The sequence below is a fragment of the Maribacter flavus genome (assembly GCF_008386635.1).
Taxonomy (GTDB): domain Bacteria; phylum Bacteroidota; class Bacteroidia; order Flavobacteriales; family Flavobacteriaceae; genus Maribacter; species Maribacter flavus.
This window is the reverse complement of the sequence record NZ_VUOE01000004.1, coordinates 99,205-117,086: the sequence shown is the minus strand read 5'-3', so window position 1 is coordinate 117,086 and position 17,882 is coordinate 99,205. Positions and strand designations below refer to the sequence as shown.

General features: G+C 42.2%; 13 protein-coding genes. 4 read left to right on the top strand and 9 right to left on the bottom strand.

Annotated features, from left to right (window positions below):
- From F0361_RS18765 to F0361_RS18345, 4 genes are all read left to right on the top strand, one after another.
- The coding region (locus tag F0361_RS18765) for an Ig-like domain-containing protein (RefSeq protein WP_161598261.1) at positions 1 to 765 on the top strand (765 nt) is incomplete at its 5' end.
- A 346-nt stretch (positions 766 to 1,111) separates the two neighbouring features.
- Positions 1,112 to 2,668, top strand: coding sequence for an FAD/NAD(P)-binding protein (locus F0361_RS18355; protein ID WP_154920854.1), 1,557 nt, complete (start codon positions 1,112 to 1,114; stop codon positions 2,666 to 2,668).
- Positions 2,669 to 2,762: 94 nt separating this feature from the next.
- On the top strand, positions 2,763 to 5,867 hold the full coding sequence (locus F0361_RS18350) for a PQQ-dependent sugar dehydrogenase (RefSeq protein WP_154920853.1): 3,105 nt from the start codon (positions 2,763 to 2,765) through the stop codon (positions 5,865 to 5,867).
- Positions 5,864 to 6,550 (top strand): hypothetical protein, encoded by a 687-nt coding sequence (locus F0361_RS18345; protein ID WP_154920852.1) that lies wholly within the window; start codon positions 5,864 to 5,866, stop codon positions 6,548 to 6,550. The genes F0361_RS18350 and F0361_RS18345 overlap by 4 nt, the downstream gene beginning before the upstream one ends.
- Positions 6,551 to 6,764: 214 nt before the next feature.
- Here F0361_RS18345 and F0361_RS18340 read toward each other — a convergent pair whose 3' ends face one another.
- The 9 genes from F0361_RS18340 to F0361_RS18300 form a co-directional block, all read right to left on the bottom strand.
- The gene (locus F0361_RS18340) at positions 6,765 to 7,949 is read right to left on the bottom strand and encodes an OmpA family protein (RefSeq protein WP_154920851.1); all 1,185 of its coding nucleotides are present in this window, start codon (positions 7,947 to 7,949) and stop codon (positions 6,765 to 6,767) included.
- A gap of 122 nt (positions 7,950 to 8,071) precedes the next feature.
- A complete protein-coding gene (locus F0361_RS18335) occupies positions 8,072 to 8,443 on the bottom strand; it encodes a hypothetical protein (RefSeq protein ID WP_154920850.1) in 372 nt (123 codons plus the stop codon).
- A gap of 61 nt (positions 8,444 to 8,504) precedes the next feature.
- Positions 8,505 to 9,644 (bottom strand): N-acetyl-alpha-D-glucosaminyl L-malate synthase BshA, encoded by a 1,140-nt coding sequence (gene bshA, locus F0361_RS18330; RefSeq protein WP_154920849.1) that lies wholly within the window; start codon positions 9,642 to 9,644, stop codon positions 8,505 to 8,507.
- Positions 9,645 to 9,840: 196 nt separating this feature from the next.
- Positions 9,841 to 12,750 carry a glycoside hydrolase family 3 N-terminal domain-containing protein gene (locus F0361_RS18325; RefSeq protein WP_154920848.1) on the bottom strand — a complete coding sequence of 970 codons (2,910 nt, stop codon included), beginning with the start codon at positions 12,748 to 12,750 and terminating at the stop codon, positions 9,841 to 9,843.
- Between the two features lie 95 nt (positions 12,751 to 12,845).
- Complete coding sequence (locus F0361_RS18320) at positions 12,846 to 13,328, bottom strand: ABC transporter ATPase (RefSeq protein WP_154920847.1); 483 nt, start codon at positions 13,326 to 13,328, stop codon at positions 12,846 to 12,848.
- Between the two features lie 32 nt (positions 13,329 to 13,360).
- Positions 13,361 to 14,152, bottom strand: a complete 792-nt coding sequence (locus tag F0361_RS18315; RefSeq protein WP_154920846.1) for a (Fe-S)-binding protein — start codon at positions 14,150 to 14,152, stop codon at positions 13,361 to 13,363.
- A gap of 10 nt (positions 14,153 to 14,162) precedes the next feature.
- A complete protein-coding gene (locus F0361_RS18310; RefSeq protein ID WP_154920845.1) occupies positions 14,163 to 15,488 on the bottom strand; it encodes a 4Fe-4S dicluster domain-containing protein in 1,326 nt (441 codons plus the stop codon).
- 5 nt (positions 15,489 to 15,493) lie between these two features.
- Positions 15,494 to 16,456, bottom strand: coding sequence for an MlaD family protein (locus F0361_RS18305; protein ID WP_154920844.1), 963 nt, complete (start codon positions 16,454 to 16,456; stop codon positions 15,494 to 15,496).
- A gap of 55 nt (positions 16,457 to 16,511) precedes the next feature.
- Positions 16,512 to 17,771 (bottom strand): N-acetylmuramoyl-L-alanine amidase family protein, encoded by a 1,260-nt coding sequence (locus F0361_RS18300; RefSeq protein ID WP_154920843.1) that lies wholly within the window; start codon positions 17,769 to 17,771, stop codon positions 16,512 to 16,514.
- Positions 17,772 to 17,882: the final 111 nt, after the last annotated feature.

Below are 17,882 nucleotides of genomic sequence, written 5' to 3'. Positions count from 1 at the left end.
ACAGGGGTCACGGTGACACCATCAGGCGAGACCCTGAACGTTGGGGACAACGCCTCCCTCACGGCCACCGTCAGCCCGGCGAACGCGACCGACACGTCCGTGGCATGGTCCACCAGCAATCCCGAGGTTGCAACGGTAAGCACAGACGGGACCGTTACGGCAATTGGGGCAGGGACAACGACCATCACCGCCACCACCAACGACAGTTCCTTTACGGATACCGCGACCATTACAGTACAAACGGCTACCGTTCCCGTAACCGGGGTCACGGTGACACCATCAAGCGAGACCCTGAACGTTGGGGACAACGCCTCCCTCACGGCCACCGTCAGCCCGGCAAACGCGACCGACACGTCCGTGGCATGGTCCACCAGCAATCCCGAGGTTGCAACGGTAAGCACAGACGGGACCGTTACGGCAATTGGGGCAGGGACAACGACCATCAACGCCACCACCAACGACGGTTCCTTTACGGATAATATCGAAGTATCCGTAATTACCGATGAAGGTATTATACTTTACCCCAATCCTACAACGAACGTAGTCTATATCAAAATACCAAGTAAGCAAATAGAACTTTCACCCGTAGACACAATAGGTTTATATGAAATATCTGGAAAATTAATATTGGAATATTCAAATCAGTTTACCACTGAAACCTTATTCCCTATGGACATTCCTGAAGTACAAACTGGAATATACCTCTTAAAGATAAATTACAAGGACGATAACTCTGTCACGAAGAAAATAATCCTAGGTAATTAGTTTAGAAAATGTAATCCCGTAACAGAATGATTTTTTTTACGAACAGAATATTGATGGAAACATCAGACGGAAATAGTAAAAGGTTAGTGTATTAATTTTTCAAAATATACCTAATATTATTATGGTATTTCATGTTTTCTGAAGAGTCACTTTTATCCCCGATTATTCAGGAGTCCAATTCATAAAAAATTCATTCCAATAAAAAGAACAAAATAACGTTTGCCATTTCATGGGATAAAAAAATAGAAATGTATGTTATCGAACATTTCTAAAACTTAATCAAAATATTTCCCGTTATCATTGTTCTTACAATATAAATTGGGAAATTTACATCAAACCAAATAAAATGGCCACAAAAATAGCATTTATAGGTGCCGGAATTGCTACCAGTTACACGTTAATACCATTATTAGACAACCTTTCCTATCAAAAAGAAGCTAGTCTAGAATTATATGTTGTAGACAAGAGCAATGATTTTTTTAAGGGTATGCCCTACGGGGAACGTTCCGGGAAATCTGTACTCTTGATCCAAGACCTAAAAAACTTTATCTCAGAACCCCAAAGAACGCATTTCAAAAATTGGTTAAACGAAAATATTGATGGATTGGCACAAGAGTTCGTGGAACATGGCGGACACTATGCTTCAGATTGGGTGCGAAAAAATAATGCCACCTATACTAAAGGTGATTGGGACGATCTTTATATTCCCCGTTTTTTCTTCGGCAGGTATATCGAACAAGAGGTGCTGCAAAGGATAGAGAAACTAAGGTCAAAAAATTGCCTTTCAGTACATTATATAAAAAAGGAAATTGTTAAAATTACTAGGCAGGGAGAAAATTTTAGATTATTTTTTGATGATGGGACGCATTTAGATGTCGACAAAACAGTTCTTTCCATTGGTTCCTTGCCTTATAAGCAACTGTATGAAAAGCCCATTTTGAATAAAGAAAATGCCCTATATATAAAAGAACCGTATGGGGTTGGGATGGAAGAAAATATGGCGCAAATCGTAAATTTCGTCAAAAATAGAAATAAAAAGAATCTTCCCACAAAAATAGCCGTTTTGGGCGCCAATGCCAGTGGACTGGAAATGATCTATAAAATCTGTGATAAATTACCCTTGGAAGAGTACCAAACAAGCTTTAAGACCTTGTCTTCTCACGGGGTGATGCCCGACGGAACGGTAGACCAGGAAAAAGCAAAATCCTTTGAGCCAAAGCATTTGATCGCTTTGTCCCATAAAAAAACATTAACTGCCAAGGAAATCTCCGAGGCCGCACATAAGGATATAGATGCAGCAGAATCCCTTGAGATCGGAGCTGCCACTTCTGTTGGAATTATATCAAAAGGTTTTGGTGCATTATTACCAAGACTAGATGAGGGAGAACTTTCAAATTTCGCTTGTTTTTATGGCAATCAAATAGGACGAAGACAACGTTGTGCCGGAAACCACTACCTTTCAGTTGTTGATGAGCTTTCCAAAAGGAACCGATTTTCCCATATAAAAGGCAGATTCGCACAGCTTCAAGAAAATGAAAACGGATTGGAAGTTAGCTATACAAGTACCGATACTAATTCCGAGAAGAATTTAGGCAAGGAGGATTTTAACATTGTGGTAAATTGTCTAGGAAGTGTGAACCTGATGGCAGATGACCTTTCCCCCTTCTTGAAAGGTTTGATAGCAGATGGACTTTGCACCCCAAACCCTTCACAAATAGGATTCCATATTGACAAAAAGATGCAGGCGTCAAAAAACCTATTCGTAGCAGGACCCTTATTGGCTGGAAACCAAATTGAGGACAAAATATTTTGGCATTTGGAGCATTGTGTACGAATCATTTGGTCCAGCAATGTACTGTCCAAAAATCTTTGGGCCAGTTTGACTGAAAAGGTGGCCGTATAGAACATTCTTCCTTTTAGAGTCCATATTTCATGGATTTAAAGTAGTCAAATGTTTGAGACTTTGTATTTTTGGGGTTGTGAAAATAACATATTTCATGACCCCAACACCTGTTTCTAAGTTCCGACTTATCATTCTTCTGCTATTTATAAACACCCCATTTTTTGCCCAGGTTACCTATGAAAATGCCTTTACTAACCTTTCCTTTAATTTCCCCGTGGAAATGAAGGCACCACCTGATGGAAGTAACCGATTGTGCGTTTTAGAACAGCCCGGAATTATAAAAGTATTCCCGAATAGTCCTTCCATCTCCCAAAATGAAGTGGCTACATTTTTAGATATTTCCAACAAAGTGGCCTATAGTTCAGGGCAAGAAATTGGCCTATTGGGCCTTGCCTTTCATCCTCAATTTACATCAAATGGATATGTTTATGTTTACTATATCGATAGGCCGAATAATTACAGAATCAATATCGTTAGATACACCGTATCCCAAGAGAATCCAAACATTTTAGATGAAACCTCCGAGTTTGTTATCGCACAATTCCAAAAAAACCAGAGCGACTCCAATCACAACGGTGGAAAAATCGCCTTTGGCCCGGACGGATATCTGTACATTTCCATCGGGGATGGCGGAGGGGGCGGAGATCCCCAAAAAAATGGTCAAAACTTAAATACGGTATTTGGTAGTATTTTAAGAATCGATGTAAATATTGATGGCGATAATCCATTGGAAACTAATCCCGAATTACCCAATGGAAATTATGAAATCCCAAGTGACAATCCTAGGGTAGGACAAGAAGGATTGGACGAACTCTTTGCCTGGGGTATACGAAATACCTGGAAGTTCTCCTTCGATGAACAAGGTAGACTATGGGGAGCGGATGTTGGTCAAAATGCATTCGAGGAAATCAACCTCATAGAAAAAGGCGGAAATTATGGATGGAACAGATTTGAAGCTGAAAGCCAACCCAGTTATGGCTCAGGAACTTCATTGGTTACCACGCCAGATAGTAAGCCGCTATTTTATTATGATCACAATTCTGGGGACGTTTCCATTACCGGTGGTTATTGGTATAAGGGCGGCCTTCAGGATTCCCGCTTGCAAAATGCCTATGTTTATGGGGATTATGTTTCGGGAAGAGTTTGGGCGTTGCGTTACGATGAAGCCTCCAAAACCGTATCCAATGAACTTCTATTCAAAACAAACGGCACGTATATCTCATCTTTTGGCGAAGACGAATCCGGAGAACTTTACTTTCTTGGCTATTCAAATACCGCCAGAATATATCGATTATCAGGGAATTCTTCAGAACCGGAAACTATCCAAGTCAATGGTGTAGGCAATTGGACTCCTTTGGATGCAGGAACCAATGGCACCGTTGAGTGTTTGATAACCGACAGTAATGGAAATTTGATTATTGGCGGTAATTTTAGCAGCGGTGGGGGTGTAAGCGTTGGAAATTTAGCCATGTACGATTCCAACGGTAACTGGAGTGCCTATACATCCGGCTCCAATGGCCCCATATTGGATATGGCCCTATCTGCTAACGGCAATCTTTTTGTAGCAGGTGATTTCAGTGAAATTGGTGGAATACCCGCAAATAACATTGCATATTATAATGGGGATAATTGGAATTCATTGGGAAATGGAACAAACGGACCTATTTCCAAAATTTCCTTTGACAAGAGCGGATCCGTTCTATACGCCGGTGGTGTGTTTAGCAATGCGGGAGAATTGACTGTAAATAATATCGCAAAGTGGGAAAACGGAAATTGGCTCAGTCTAACCGATAGTAGCACAGGTATAACAGGTACCAACAATGAGATTAGGGCCCTTGCGTTTGACGAAGAAAACAACCTGTACATTGGCGGAAACTTTGATTTGGCAGGTGGCCGCACTGCCAATAGAATTGCGAGTTGGGATGGCACCAATTGGGATGCGCTGGGAACTGGTACAAGTGGATTCGTTCAGGCTATTATTATTAACAATGGTTTCGTCTATGCGGGCGGAAACTTTGTGAATGCAGGTAACAGTACCGTACGTAGAATAGCCAGGTTTCATCTTCAAAACCAGACATGGGAGACGCTGGGTGCTGGTATCAGCGGTAATGTTAATGATTTGAATTGGCATAATGGACATCTTTACGCCACGGGAACGTTTGAAACTGCAAGCGACATTATCTCAGAAAACAAAGTAATGAACAACATTGCCAGGTGGAACCCTACTCTTGGCTGGCAAGCACTTGGGCCCGGAACGGATGTTGGAATCGACAATAGAGGCAATGCTCTTTATTTTATTGAGGAAACCAAGGAATTATTTTTGGGTGGGAATTTTGGCCGTGCCGGTAATAATTCCAATACAAACAACATAGCAATATGGTCGCTTATGGATACGGATGGGGACGGTGTTCCAGATGCAGAAGATGAATGTCCTGAAACTCCTGAAAACACCCTTGTCTCTTTAAATGGATGTCCATTGGCAGCTTTTCCTTCTGATCAGTTCTCCTTAAGTACTTTTAAGGTATCCTGTTTGGGCACGGCAACCGGAAAAATAACGATAACAAGTAAGTCAAGCGGCAACTATCAGGCCGTTTTATCTGATGAAGAAGGTTCTGAGAGCTTGAATTTTAATGAAAGTATTTCCTTTACAGACCTTGCATCGGGAACCTATAATGTTTGTCTAAATTCAATTGATGGGCAGTTCCTTGAAAGTTGCTACACCATAACTATTGGAGAACCTGAACCCTTATCGGTATCCACTTCCATGAACTTTATTGATAATACAGTTTCCGTTTCTGTCACAGGCACATCACGATTTAGGGTTCAACTAAATCAGGAATTTTGGGAAGAGGTAGAAAATGAAATTACCCTTCCCCTAACCCAAGAGGTAAACAATCTTACCATCATATCGGAAGAAGGTTGTCATGGTTCTTATACGGAGACCATACTGATGGAAAATGCCATAACCGCTTATCCAAGTCCATTTACCGAACAATTGGAGCTATTTCTCAACAATTTTGAAGGTGAAAAAGAAGAAATTTTGATTTATAATACTTTAGGACAAATAGTATTCAGTGAAACACTACCTGTTTACAACAAAACCATTAAATTAGACGCCGCACAATGGACGGATGGGCTTTATGTCGTTCAAATTGGGAATAGTAAGAAAAAAAGGATAATCAAAGTACTAAAATCATGAGGAAAGTCGCATCTTTAATGATGATTGCCCTCTTTCTTGGAAATTGTTCAGCGGACAGCGACCTAGCCGAAATTTTAGGGCCCTCGATTTCCATAAATCTTACGTTTCCTGAAAATCTTTCGGAATGTACGGAAGGAACTTTGGTTTCGGAAACAGAAAGTGAATTGACATTCCTTTGGGAGGGTATTGATCGCGTACAAACCTATAAAATGACGCTCACAAATCTTAACACCTCCAATATCGAAGAATTTGAAAGTGACGAACCGCAACTTAACGTGATTTTAAAGAGGGCTACCCCCTATTCATGGAGTATTTCATCAGCATCCAGCCCCAATAAAATCCGAAGTGAAACCTGGACATTTTACAACGAAGGACCTGGATCTGAATCTTTTGTTCCTTCGCCGGCCACGGCGATTTCGCCTGCCTCCGGAGCTTCCATCTCAGCCACCGCAACTACGGTAAACTTACGATGGAATGCGGAAGATCAAGATGACGACATTGTAGGATATGATCTTTATTTTGGAGAGGACAATGACCCTGCGTTATTTGAATCCGATTTAGAAAATGACCAATTACTTGGTATTCCTGTGGCTGCTGGTATAACGTATTATTGGAAAGTAGTTACTAAGGACAGTCAGGGGAATGAATCCGTCTCCCCTATTTTTTCATTTACCGTTGGATAATACCACTTATAAGTAAGATTTTAGTAACATAAAATTTATTCTTGTTTATAAAATAATTCTACCGGACATAATCAGCAAATAACAAAAAACAAGGCGCCTTTTATCTTTAGGTTTTAGATAATTCTATGGATAAAGTTTCAATTATATTTATTTCAAAAAAAAGAGCCGTATCATTTTAAATAATGATCCGGCTCAAAATTTTACAACGACTAGGTTAGAACTCTATAATACTAAACTGTGACCTTCGGTTCTCCTGATGTTTTATCTCTGGACATTTTACCCCATTGCCACATTCGTTGGTCAGCTGGGATTCACCCTGGGCCTTTCCAACCAAACGATCGGATGTAATTCCCAATTCATTTAAGTAGTTGACCGTTCTTTCCAATCGTCTTTCAGATAGCCATTGGTTAAATTCCTCAGGACCCCTCGCATCCGTATGGGCGGAAATCTCCAATTTGACGGTTTCATGTTCTTTTAGTATGGCTGCAAGTTTATCCAGCAATGACTTATCCTCATTTGTCAAATACGAGGAATTAAACCTAAAATAAACACGCCCTAATCCGTCTATTTGATCTTGAATCGCTTTTTGTTCTGCCTCTTTTTTATCCCTAGCGGCTTTTTCTGCGGCGGCCAGCTCGGCAGCCTCTTTCTCCTTTTGAAGTCGCTCCGCCAACAAAGCTTCCTCTTTTAATCGATTGACTTCGGCAATGGAATCTGCCTGTCGTTGTTTTTCCTTTTCAATGGCCGCCAACAATTCCTTCTTCTCCTCGCCCCTTTTTGATAGCCCCTTTTCGATACCAAATTGGTAAACTACCCCAGCGGCATGTTGGATATGGTTGGTAGCGCCGTCTGACTGGCTCATGGCCCACTTACCGGACGAATTAAAATCCAAGCCCCATCTATCCGAAAACCATGTTCTAAATCCTACCACGGCATTGTACGTTCCCCTTCCCAAATTATTGGCCTCGGTATAACCCGCTCCTACACCAACGTATGGATCGAACCAACCGGTTTCTCCTATAATTTTGTTCAAATCATAGGTAATCCTAGCATCAATGGCATAATAGTCAATATCTTCAGGATTCACTTGCCCGTCAATAATTTTGCCCTCTTTATACTTGTTCAAAGTCCCTATGGCCTCCACACCTAGTCCACTTTTGAAATATCTTCCTAAACTTAACCTGGAAGGATACGGCAAGATATTCCATTCATCCCCAACATCGAAAAGTCCGTCAAAAACGTTCCCGGAATCGTCCACGGCATTGAAACCGAGGCCTACCATCCATGAACTTATGACGATACTATCCTTTGAGGTGATTTGAAGTTCTTCTTCCTGACCAAAAGAGATATTGGAAAAGGCAAGAATTGCTATAGCTAAAAATAAAATTTTGGTTCTCATGTCCATTGAATTTGGGTATTAATGTGTAAAACTAGTATAATAACTGCTCGTTTTCAAAAAAGTCCTTTGTAAGGTATTTTTTATCGTTTGATAGATGTATTCCTATAATTATCCGATGTAATCTATTGGATTATTACGTCCTTATTTGTTTTGGGAACACTGTAAATAAAAAAAGGTGTCAACACGGCCGTAGTTTCTTTTCTTGAGTTTGTCCGGATCTTCTTTAAGAGTAAGCTCTCCTTGGATGACTTTTGCAGGGTAATATCAGGTTCATTATTGGTAGTAGTGCCTTTCAAGCGAACAATGACCGACTTTGTTTTAAAATCGATCTCCGGAACTGGTATTCCCGGTTTTCTGGTTCTATTGATTTTTCCAAAAAACTCCTCAAATTCCAGCCGACTATCAATTTTTAACAAATGTTCCTGCTCAAAGCCACTATGATCGCCGCTCATAATCAGGTACATTGCAACTGTATCGGTATTTTCGAGTTTCATTTTTTCTTGACTCTTGCACGAACCCAAGGAAACTACGAGAATAAATAGGAGGATAAAGGGCCTAAACATTTTTTAATCGGCTATTATAAGCTCGTTCATATACTTTCTCGTACAGTGGCAACACCTTTAAAATATCGAACTTTTCGGCTTCCTTTACGGCGTTCAATTTAAATCGCTCCAAGGTGTCATCATCCTCCAAAATGGATATCGCATTTTGTGCCATTTCCTCAATGTTCCCAATATCACTTAAATACCCTGTTACGCCATGGACGTTCACTTCTGGAATTCCTCCGGTATTGCTCGAAATTACAGGAACTTTATTAATCATGGCCTCCAAAGCCGCCAAACCAAAACTTTCGGTTTGGGACGGCAGCAAAAAGAGATCTGAAAAGCAAAGTATCTTGTCTATTTCATTACTGTTTCCCAAAAAGATGACCTTATTGCCAATGCCCAAATCCTCACATAATCGTTCCGCACCTTCTTTTTCAGGCCCCTCGCCTACCATGATCAATTTAGAAGGTATTCTTTCCTGAATCTTCTGGAATACCTTGATTACGTCGGGTATGCGCTTCACTTTCCTAAAGTTACTTATATGCGTAATTATACGCTCGCCATCCTTTGCCATAGCCGATCGTTGGCAATCCGTAAACGTGTGCTTGTATTTGTTTTTGTCTATAAAGTTGGGGATAACCTCTATATCTTTTTTTATATCGAATATCTCCAAAGTACCTTGTTTTAGGCTTTCGGAAACGGAGGTTACCACATCGGATTGATTGATGCTAAAATTCACCGCAGGCTTATAAAACGGATGCTTGCCTACAAGGGTAATATCGGTTCCATGCAAGGTCGTCACCATCGGAACATAAATTCCCTGTTCCTCCAACATTTTCTGGGCCATATAACCGGCATAAGCGTGGGGTATTGCATAATGGACATGTAACAAATCTATATTGTACAATTTTATGGTGTCCACCAATTTACTGGACAATGCCAACTCATAAGGCTGATAATGGAACAAAGGATATTCCGGCACATGTACCTCGTGAAAATAAATACTATTGTTTAAAAGTTCCAATCGCACGGGTTGACGATAAGTTACAAAATGTACCTCGTGCCCCCTATTCGCAAGGGCAATTCCCAATTCCGTGGCAACAACACCGCTACCACCAAACGTTGGGTAGCAAACAATAGCAATTTTCATGCGTATAAAATTAGGTCAATAGCTTGATTCTTAAACATTTCCTTTTGTATTGTTATTTAGCTTAACACAACAAATCCCTCTCTGAGGGTTTCATTCTGTCTAAATCCATTTTGCAATCGGTCAGTTATGAAATCCCAAAGGCATACAGGCTTTAAAGGAATCTTCCAACGGATGCCCTTGACTACAAAACTACTCTTTAATTTAGTATGGAGTCGTAAATGGCCTGCTGAATCCTAGTTCTTAACCCAGATTTAACTAAAAGGGTGTTGGAGGCCGATGGATAGGTACGGTTGGATAAAAATACATACACGATCTCCTCTTCCGGATCTGCCCAGGTGTACGTTCCCGTAAAACCACTATGTCCAAAGCTTTTTCTGGAAACACACCCGCAGGTGGGCCCACTGTGTTCCAGTTGGGGCTTGTCAAAGCCAACGCCCCTTCGTACGTTTTTATCACAAAAATAGCAGGTGTTGAACTTCTTTACGGTCCGGGAATCAAAGAACTTCGTCCCACCGTAGTATCCGTTCTGTAAATACATCTGCATAATCTTGGCCACGTCGTTCGCATTGCTGAACAGGCCCGCGTGACCTCCCACCCCACCTTGCATGGCCGCCCCCATGTCATGGACATAGCCCTGTACGGTCTGGTATCTATAATAATTATCCTCTTCTGAAGGCACAATCTTGTTCTTTGGAATCTTTTCCAAAGGATTGTACGTAGTGTAGTTCGCACCTATTCTATTATATAGAAAATCGTTTGCGAGTACATCCAATTTTTCACCATACGTATCCTCTACGTACTTTTTCATGACGTAATATGGCACGTCGCTATAGCGATATCTGTTGGATTTTAAATCCTGTCTTCCAATCCTATTATAAATGGAATCGTTATAGGCATCCGTGAGATATAGGTTTTCTGCAACCTTGACCGAAAAGCCATCCGTTGGTTGGGTGCGATAAAACTCCTTGGAAGGCCTTCTATTTTCGTCTAAGGTGCGGACATAAAAGGGTATCCAGGCAGGCAACCGTCCATAATGCGACAAGGCCTTTAAGACCGTTACGTTCTTGATTTCCGTATTGGAATATTCGGGTACCAGTTCCTCAAAAGTATCGTTCAAGGCAATCTTTCCTTCTTCCTCCATTTTCATGACCATGGGCAAGGTCGCTAAAATCTTTGTCAACGAAGCTAGGTCGTAAATATCATCTTCGGCGACGGCAACTTCGGACTCGTACGTGGGTTTCCCAAAACTTTTGTTGTACACCACTTTCCCATGCCTGGCCACCAAAACCTGGGCCCCAGGAAACATGAGACTATCCAGTCCGTCCTGCACCAATTCATCTACCTTGGAAAGGCCCTTTGAACTAAGACCTACCCTTTCCGGAAGACTATATCCCAACCTATTTAGCGAGGATAATTGAATTCCCGTTCCGGCCCGAAATTCAAAACTTCCACTAACAGGCAACTTTCCCGAGGCGTGAATCGCACCAAACAGAAGTTCCGCTGTTTTCCTCTGGGCAATGGCGCTATTTTGATAGGAAACCACAACGGCATCAATATTCTGAAACGTGGAGATATCCGAAAGTGCATACGGTTTTGCAAATACGGTCAGGATTAGGTTTGAAGACCTTAAATTGGAAATTTCCTGCAGCCAAGCCAGTTCCCTGTCAGTAAACTTATAGGGTTTCCAAGGACTCTCATTGCTTTTATGGTGACCGATGATTACCAAGTTATAATGCTCCAACTGCTTTTTGAGCGATTCAATGGTATTGGCATTTACTTGGGTCACCGTAGTATATTTGTTCAGTTCCGATATGAAGTCATCATTGGGAGCATCCCCAAATTTTACATAGGCGATTTTCTTGTTTTCCAAATTTTTAATGCCAAGCAAGTCAAACCGATTCTTAACAACCGTCAGGGCGTTCTCAATGGCTTCCTCATAAAGGATATCATCCTCAACGGTATTTAAATCCTCGTATAGATTGTCCAGAGCAATGGGTCTATAATTATGGAGTCCCACCTTGAATTTTGCCATTAAAATCTTCTTCACGGATTGGGCAAGTCTTGCCTCACTGATCCGGCCCCTGTTGTAGTTTTTGATCAATAGATTTTTGGCATCCTCCACGTTCTGGGGCATTAAAAGGATATCGTTGCCGGCGTTGAAAGCGGCCAACGCTACTGCACCCTCGGTACCGAATTTGGTCACTCCCTGCATATTCAAGGCATCGGTAAAGACCAAACCTTCAAATCCCAGTTCCTCCTTGAGTATTCCAGAAATGATCTGTTCCGATAAAGAGGATGGCAGACCTTCCTTGATTTCCATAGCTGGCACCTCCAAATGGGCTACCATGACACTACTTAGACCTTCGTTGATCAACTTTTTAAAGGGATACAGTTCCAGACTGTCCAATCGCTCCCTGGAAAAAGGAATTACGGGCAGATCATGGTGGGAATCCACGTCGGTGTCGCCATGGCCCGGGAAATGCTTTCCGCTGGATAGCACACCCGCACTTTCCATACCTTTCATAAAGGCGATGCCCTTATCAGCAACCACATCCCTAGTTTCCCCAAAGGAACGATTGCCAATGATCGGATTTTTAGGATTGGTGTTGATGTCGATATCCGGTGCAAAATTAATGTGCACCCCCAAGCGTTTTGCGTGCTGCCCTACCCTATACCCTACCTTTTCTATGATTTTATTGTCCTGAATGGCACCTAAGGTCATGTTCCAAGGAAAAGCATAGGTGGAGTCCAATCGCATGGCCAATCCCCATTCCGCATCCATTCCCACCAATAACGGTATCTTTGATAGGGATTGAAACTCGTTGCAAAGTTTGGCCTGTCGTACGGGCCCACCCTTTGAAAAAATGATTCCCCCTATTTTTTGCTCAAGAATGAGCTGCTTTATCTTCTCCTTTTCCCCATCGGTTTGGTTGGAGGTCACCATGACCATAAACAATTGCCCTACCTTTTCTTCCAAGGTCATTTTTTGGTATTGTTCGGTTACCCAAATGGCCTGGGCCAGACTATCCGAACTAACCAAAGGGTTTTGTCCAAAAAGAAAAGAAGAGCCAAAAAGAAAAAAGAAAAATTTGAGAAAAATCTTCATGTGTTTTTACTGTATGGAAATAACATCAAACCATGAAATTTATTGCATTTCATCGATAAAACCTAATAAAAATAGATGTTAACGACCGCTAGCATCTAGACAAAACGCGCGTGCCAACTTTCGGAAGCGGGAACTTCCCAATGCTCCATATATTCACCCTTGGTCGCCACAAGGTTATTGAAAACGATGGTACTCCTTGATATGGCCTTCTGTTTGGCCATCGCCTTAAAGTCCAATAAGTTCTTATAGGCTATAAAATCACCTTGCTTGAACGATACGTTCATTTTATCCAGCAGTTCCACTTGGTACTTTTTTTCCAAATGTTGTATAAAATGAACCGATGCATCAATGGAGCATCCTGTGGCCGACTGCCCACTTTGGTCCAAGGCAATTACCAAAAACCTGTTGTACTTTATCTCAAAACCGGCCTTCAGGTCCTTACCGTGGGCCGTCCAGTTTTCCAAAAAAAGTGTAAGGTCGTCCTGTATTTCCTGTAATTCCTGTTCCGTAAAACTTCTGTTCGCCTGGTAAATCCATACCCTGGAACTATCGGGTAGTGTATTAAAATCTGCTAGCATGAATCCTTCTTTATAGTTTTAAAATCAACGCCTTATAAATCTTCGGCCTTGGCAATAAGTTCCGCAATGTCCATAACGGCAATTTCACCCTCTTTTTCCTTGTTCTTAACACCATCGGTCATCATGGTATTACAAAAAGGACATCCAGCGGCAATAATATGGGGCGTTGTCTCCAAAGCTTGCTCGGTACGTTCAATATTCACATCCTTGTTCCCTTTTTCGGGTTCCTTGAACATTTGGGCACCACCGGCACCACAGCACAGGCCTCTTTGCTTGCAGCTTTTCATCTCCACCAACTCGGCATCCAATTTCCGTATTAGCTCCCTTGGCGCTTCATATACACCATTGGCCCTACCCAGATAACAGGGGTCGTGAAAGGTGATGCGCTTTCCTTTGAAGGTTCCTCCCTCCATGGTTATACGTCCCTCCTCCAACAACTGCTTCAAAAACTGCGTATGGTGCACCACCTCATAGGTACCTCCAAGACCGGGGTATTCGTTCTTGATGGTATTGAAACAATGCGGACATGTGGTCACAATTTTCTTTATTTCATAGGCGTTCATCACCTCTATATTGGTGACGGCCTGCATCTGGAACAAAAACTCGTTTCCTGCCCTTTTGGCCGGATCCCCTGTACAGCTTTCCTCCGTTCCCAAAACGGCAAAGGAAATATTGGCCTTGTTCAGAATTTTCACAAAGGCTTTTGTAATTTTTTTGGCCCGATCGTCAAAACTACCGGCACAACCTACCCAAAACAATACTTCGGGTTTTTCACCGGCAGCGAACATCTCTGCCATTGTAGGAACTTTAAGGGTGTCAGCCATTTCTAGTCTTTTATGATTCGGTACTCCAATTCAAACGGTCCATTTGGTTAAAAGGCCACGGAGCTCCATTATTTTCGATATTTCCCATCATATTATTCAAATCCGATGGTGCGGCGGATTGTTCCATTACCAAATACTGGCGCATGTCCATAATTATGGATAATGGGTCGATACTTACCGGACAGGCTTCCACACAGGCGTTGCACGAGGTACAGGCCCACAACTCTTCCCTAGTAATGTAATCGTCCAACAACTGTTTCCCGTCCTCCTTGAATTCCCCCTTATTGGCATCCAGAATTTTTCCCACTTCCTCCAATCGGTCCCGCGTGTCCATCATGATCTTTCTTGGGGACAATTTTTTACCGGTCTGATTGGCTGGACATTCGCTCGTACATCTACCACATTCCGTGCAGGTATAGGCATTCAGCAATTGCACCCAACTTAAATCCATCACATCCGATGCCCCGAATTTTGATGGCACATCCCCAGTATCTGCGGGAGCGGCAAACGGGTCGGCATTAGGGTCCAACATCAATTTTACCTCCTTGGTTACAGCCTCCAAATTCTGAAATTTTCCCTTGGGCCCCAATTTTCCGTAAAACGTATTGGGAAATGCCAATAGGATGTGCAGGTGCTTTGAAAAATATAGATAATTCAAAAAGAACAGTATCCCCACAATGTGCAACCACCATGCGGTTCGCTCCAAAAGTATCAAGCTGGAAATGTCCATTCCAGTGAACCAATTTGAAATATACTGACTTACCGGAAAACTACCGGCCTGGACGTAATGCTCCGCACCCAATTGCTGCAAACGGAAATCCGCCGCGTTCATAGTGAGAAACAAAAGCATCAGCACCAACTCAATGTAAAGGATAAGATTACCGTCCTTTTTGGGCCAACCCTTCATTTCCGGCTTTAAAAATCGCTGGAGCTTAATGATGTTCCTTCTTACCCAAAAAGCGATTACCGCTATAATGACCAAGAGCGCCAGGATTTCAAAGGATGCAATCAGAAAATCATAAACAGGACCCAGACCTTCAAAAATTCTATGTGTCCCAAAAATACCGTCGATGACGATCTCCAAAACTTCAATATTGATAATGATAAAACCAACATAGACAATTACATGGAGTAAACCCGCCACAGGTCGCACGACCATCTTGGATTGACCAAAGGCGATCCGGAGCATGTTGCGCCATCTTGTGGGTTTGTCATCGGAAACTTCGGTATCTTTTCCCAATAAAATATTGCGCCTAAGTTTACCAATGTTTTTGGCGAAATATCCGATTCCCACAATAAGAATCGCTACAAAAAGGATATTGGGTATATACTGCATTGGATCTATTCTATTTTAGCGGCCGGATCATCTTCCGGAACCTCATATTCCTTTTGTTTTTTACCGAAGACCGAAACGTTCACGTAGCGTTTTGGATTTAACCTAAAGTCCTGTAGCAACAGATCCAACTCCCTGGAGGCATCAGTTAAATTGGAATAAAGTTCCTTATCGTTCATTAACTTGCCCAAGGTACCATCACCCTGCTCGATTTTAGAAATCACCTTGTCCAAATTCGCCATGGTGGTCTCCAAACTTGCGAATGTCCTTCCCAGACCTGCATTGTTCAAAGTATCCGAAAGCTTGGCGAAATTATAGGTAAGGGTCTCAAAATTGGAAAGCGAACTATCCAACTTTTGTTCGTTGTTGGCCAATATATCGTTTAATACCTTGGCACTTCCATTGAGGCTCGCCATAAGTTCACTAAGCCCGTTAATTGCGGTCTGTAAATCCTTTTTTGTTTTAGTATCCAAGACCTGGTTCACGTTGATCAGGACGGAGTCCGCATCGGAAACGGCCGATTCAAATTTTTTGAACAAAGGGGTCAGTTTTTCTTGGGCCAGCTCCGTTAATCCGGGTCTTGTTTCGGTAGAAAGCGTATCACCGGATCGAACGGTCTCTGCACCGTCGAAAACGGGTGTAATCTGCAATCCTTTTCCACCAATTATTCCCGTATCGTACAATTCCACGGTGCTATTTTTGGAAAATTGAAAATCGCTGCTTACCGTAAAGGTGACCACCAAATTTCCTTTTGTATCCTTAAACTTTATATCGTTTACCTTCCCTACGCCAAAACCATTAATGGACACAACGGTCCCGGCCTGTAGTCCGCCCACATCTGGATAAACCGCGTACAGGGTTTTACTATTGTCAAAAAGTGGTGTCGATTTTAAATAACTAAACCCCAAAATAAATAGGAGTATTCCTCCAATTACAATAATTCCCGTCTTAATTTCCCTGGATAGTTTCAAGCAATCAATTTTATGTTTCTAACAAAATTAGGAATAAATAACATACCAATGGCCGTTATTGGGATTCCTCCTCCACCTCCTTGGGCACGGAAACCCTTACGCCCTTTTTGTAGGCTACGATATATGCCGATGGGTATCCCGTCCTGGCCGCTTTTGACTGTAACATTTTCGCCTCCCTGTAGGATTGGGTAGCCCCGTACATATACCGATATAAATTATTATAAGCTTCCTTTGTAATTTGGGGCAGACCTTTAAAATTTTCGGGTGATAATGCCAAATCCTTACTACTCGCCATTAACTGGACCTTATAGATAATGGCATTTTCATCCGGTTTTTCCTCTAGGGTTTCTTTTGGTTCCGATACGGCCAATACTTCCTGTTTGTTTTCTGCCGATTCCGGTTTTTTGATTTCTTTGATTTCTTTGGATTCCGAAGTTTCCTCTTTGGAAACTACTACCGCAGCGATGGAGGAACTTTCGTCCTTGACCGATTTTTCCGGTGTAGCGGGGTTCGAAACTTGGGCCGTTTGGGATATTCCTTGTACCTCCGTTTTATATTTTAAAATGGCATCCGCAATGGCGGTACCCATTTCGGCCTGTCCTTTTGAAGAATTTAAATAGGCCCCTTCATCCTTATTGGTCAAAAAGCCCGTTTCCACCAAAACACTGGGCATAAAGGTTTGATGTAGTACGATAAAACCGGCCTGTTTCACCTTTCTGTCCACCCGCTTTAACCTACCGGACATGTTATCTTGAATGTTTTTCGCCAAGGCGATGCTTTGGTCCAAAAACTCTTCCTGCATAATGGTGAGTCCAATTACGGATTCCGGCGAATTGATGTCATAATCCGCATATCGGGTTTCGTAATTGTCCTCCAGGTAGATTACGGAGTTCTCCTTTTTGGCGATTTCAAAATTCTGCTTGTTGGCATGTAGTCCCAAAACGAAGGTTCCGGCCCCGTGGGCATCGGAATTATGGGAATCGCAATGGACAGAAACAAACAAATCGGCATTCGCCTTATTGGCGATTTCCCCTCTCACAAAAAGGTCCACAAAGGTATCGTCCTTTCTGGTGTAAATGACCTTGATGTCCTTATTGGCAGAAAGCAGTTCCCCAACCTTCAGAACTATCTTTAGGGCTATGTCCTTTTCCAGATACCCATTCCCTAGGTTTCCCGGGTCATGGCCACCATGGCCGGCGTCCAATACCACAATGAATGAATCTACCGTAGGTCCTTTTCCCGTTTCCGAGGCACTGGCCATCATCGGAAGTAATAACAAGGAAACAAGGAAGATAATTTGGGGTTTTATTTTCATATTCTTAATAGGTTTCTCCACCTCCTTATATGGTTAAATTTATGGTAACACCCTATAAAGAGAACAAAAAATATATGTAAGTTTGGCATCTGAATCAAATGGCTTACCGAT

Excerpts from the sequence above, each read along its gene's own strand:
- F0361_RS18355 (WP_154920854.1), top strand. The coding sequence starts at position 1,112 with ATGGCCACAAAAATAGCATTTATAGGTGCCGGAATTGCTACCAGTTAC.
- F0361_RS18350 (WP_154920853.1), top strand. The coding sequence starts at position 2,763 with ATGACCCCAACACCTGTTTCTAAGTTCCGACTTATCATTCTTCTGCTA.
- F0361_RS18345 (WP_154920852.1), top strand. The coding sequence starts at position 5,864 with ATGAGGAAAGTCGCATCTTTAATGATGATTGCCCTCTTTCTTGGAAAT.
- F0361_RS18340 (WP_154920851.1), bottom strand. The coding sequence starts at position 7,949 with ATGAGAACCAAAATTTTATTTTTAGCTATAGCAATTCTTGCCTTTTCC.
- F0361_RS18335 (WP_154920850.1), bottom strand. The coding sequence starts at position 8,443 with ATGAAACTCGAAAATACCGATACAGTTGCAATGTACCTGATTATGAGC.
- bshA (WP_154920849.1), bottom strand. The coding sequence starts at position 9,644 with ATGAAAATTGCTATTGTTTGCTACCCAACGTTTGGTGGTAGCGGTGTT.
- F0361_RS18325 (WP_154920848.1), bottom strand. The coding sequence starts at position 12,750 with ATGAAGATTTTTCTCAAATTTTTCTTTTTTCTTTTTGGCTCTTCTTTT.
- F0361_RS18320 (WP_154920847.1), bottom strand. The coding sequence starts at position 13,328 with ATGCTAGCAGATTTTAATACACTACCCGATAGTTCCAGGGTATGGATT.
- F0361_RS18315 (WP_154920846.1), bottom strand. The coding sequence starts at position 14,152 with ATGGCTGACACCCTTAAAGTTCCTACAATGGCAGAGATGTTCGCTGCC.
- F0361_RS18310 (WP_154920845.1), bottom strand. The coding sequence starts at position 15,488 with ATGCAGTATATACCCAATATCCTTTTTGTAGCGATTCTTATTGTGGGA.
- F0361_RS18300 (WP_154920843.1), bottom strand. The coding sequence starts at position 17,771 with ATGAAAATAAAACCCCAAATTATCTTCCTTGTTTCCTTGTTATTACTT.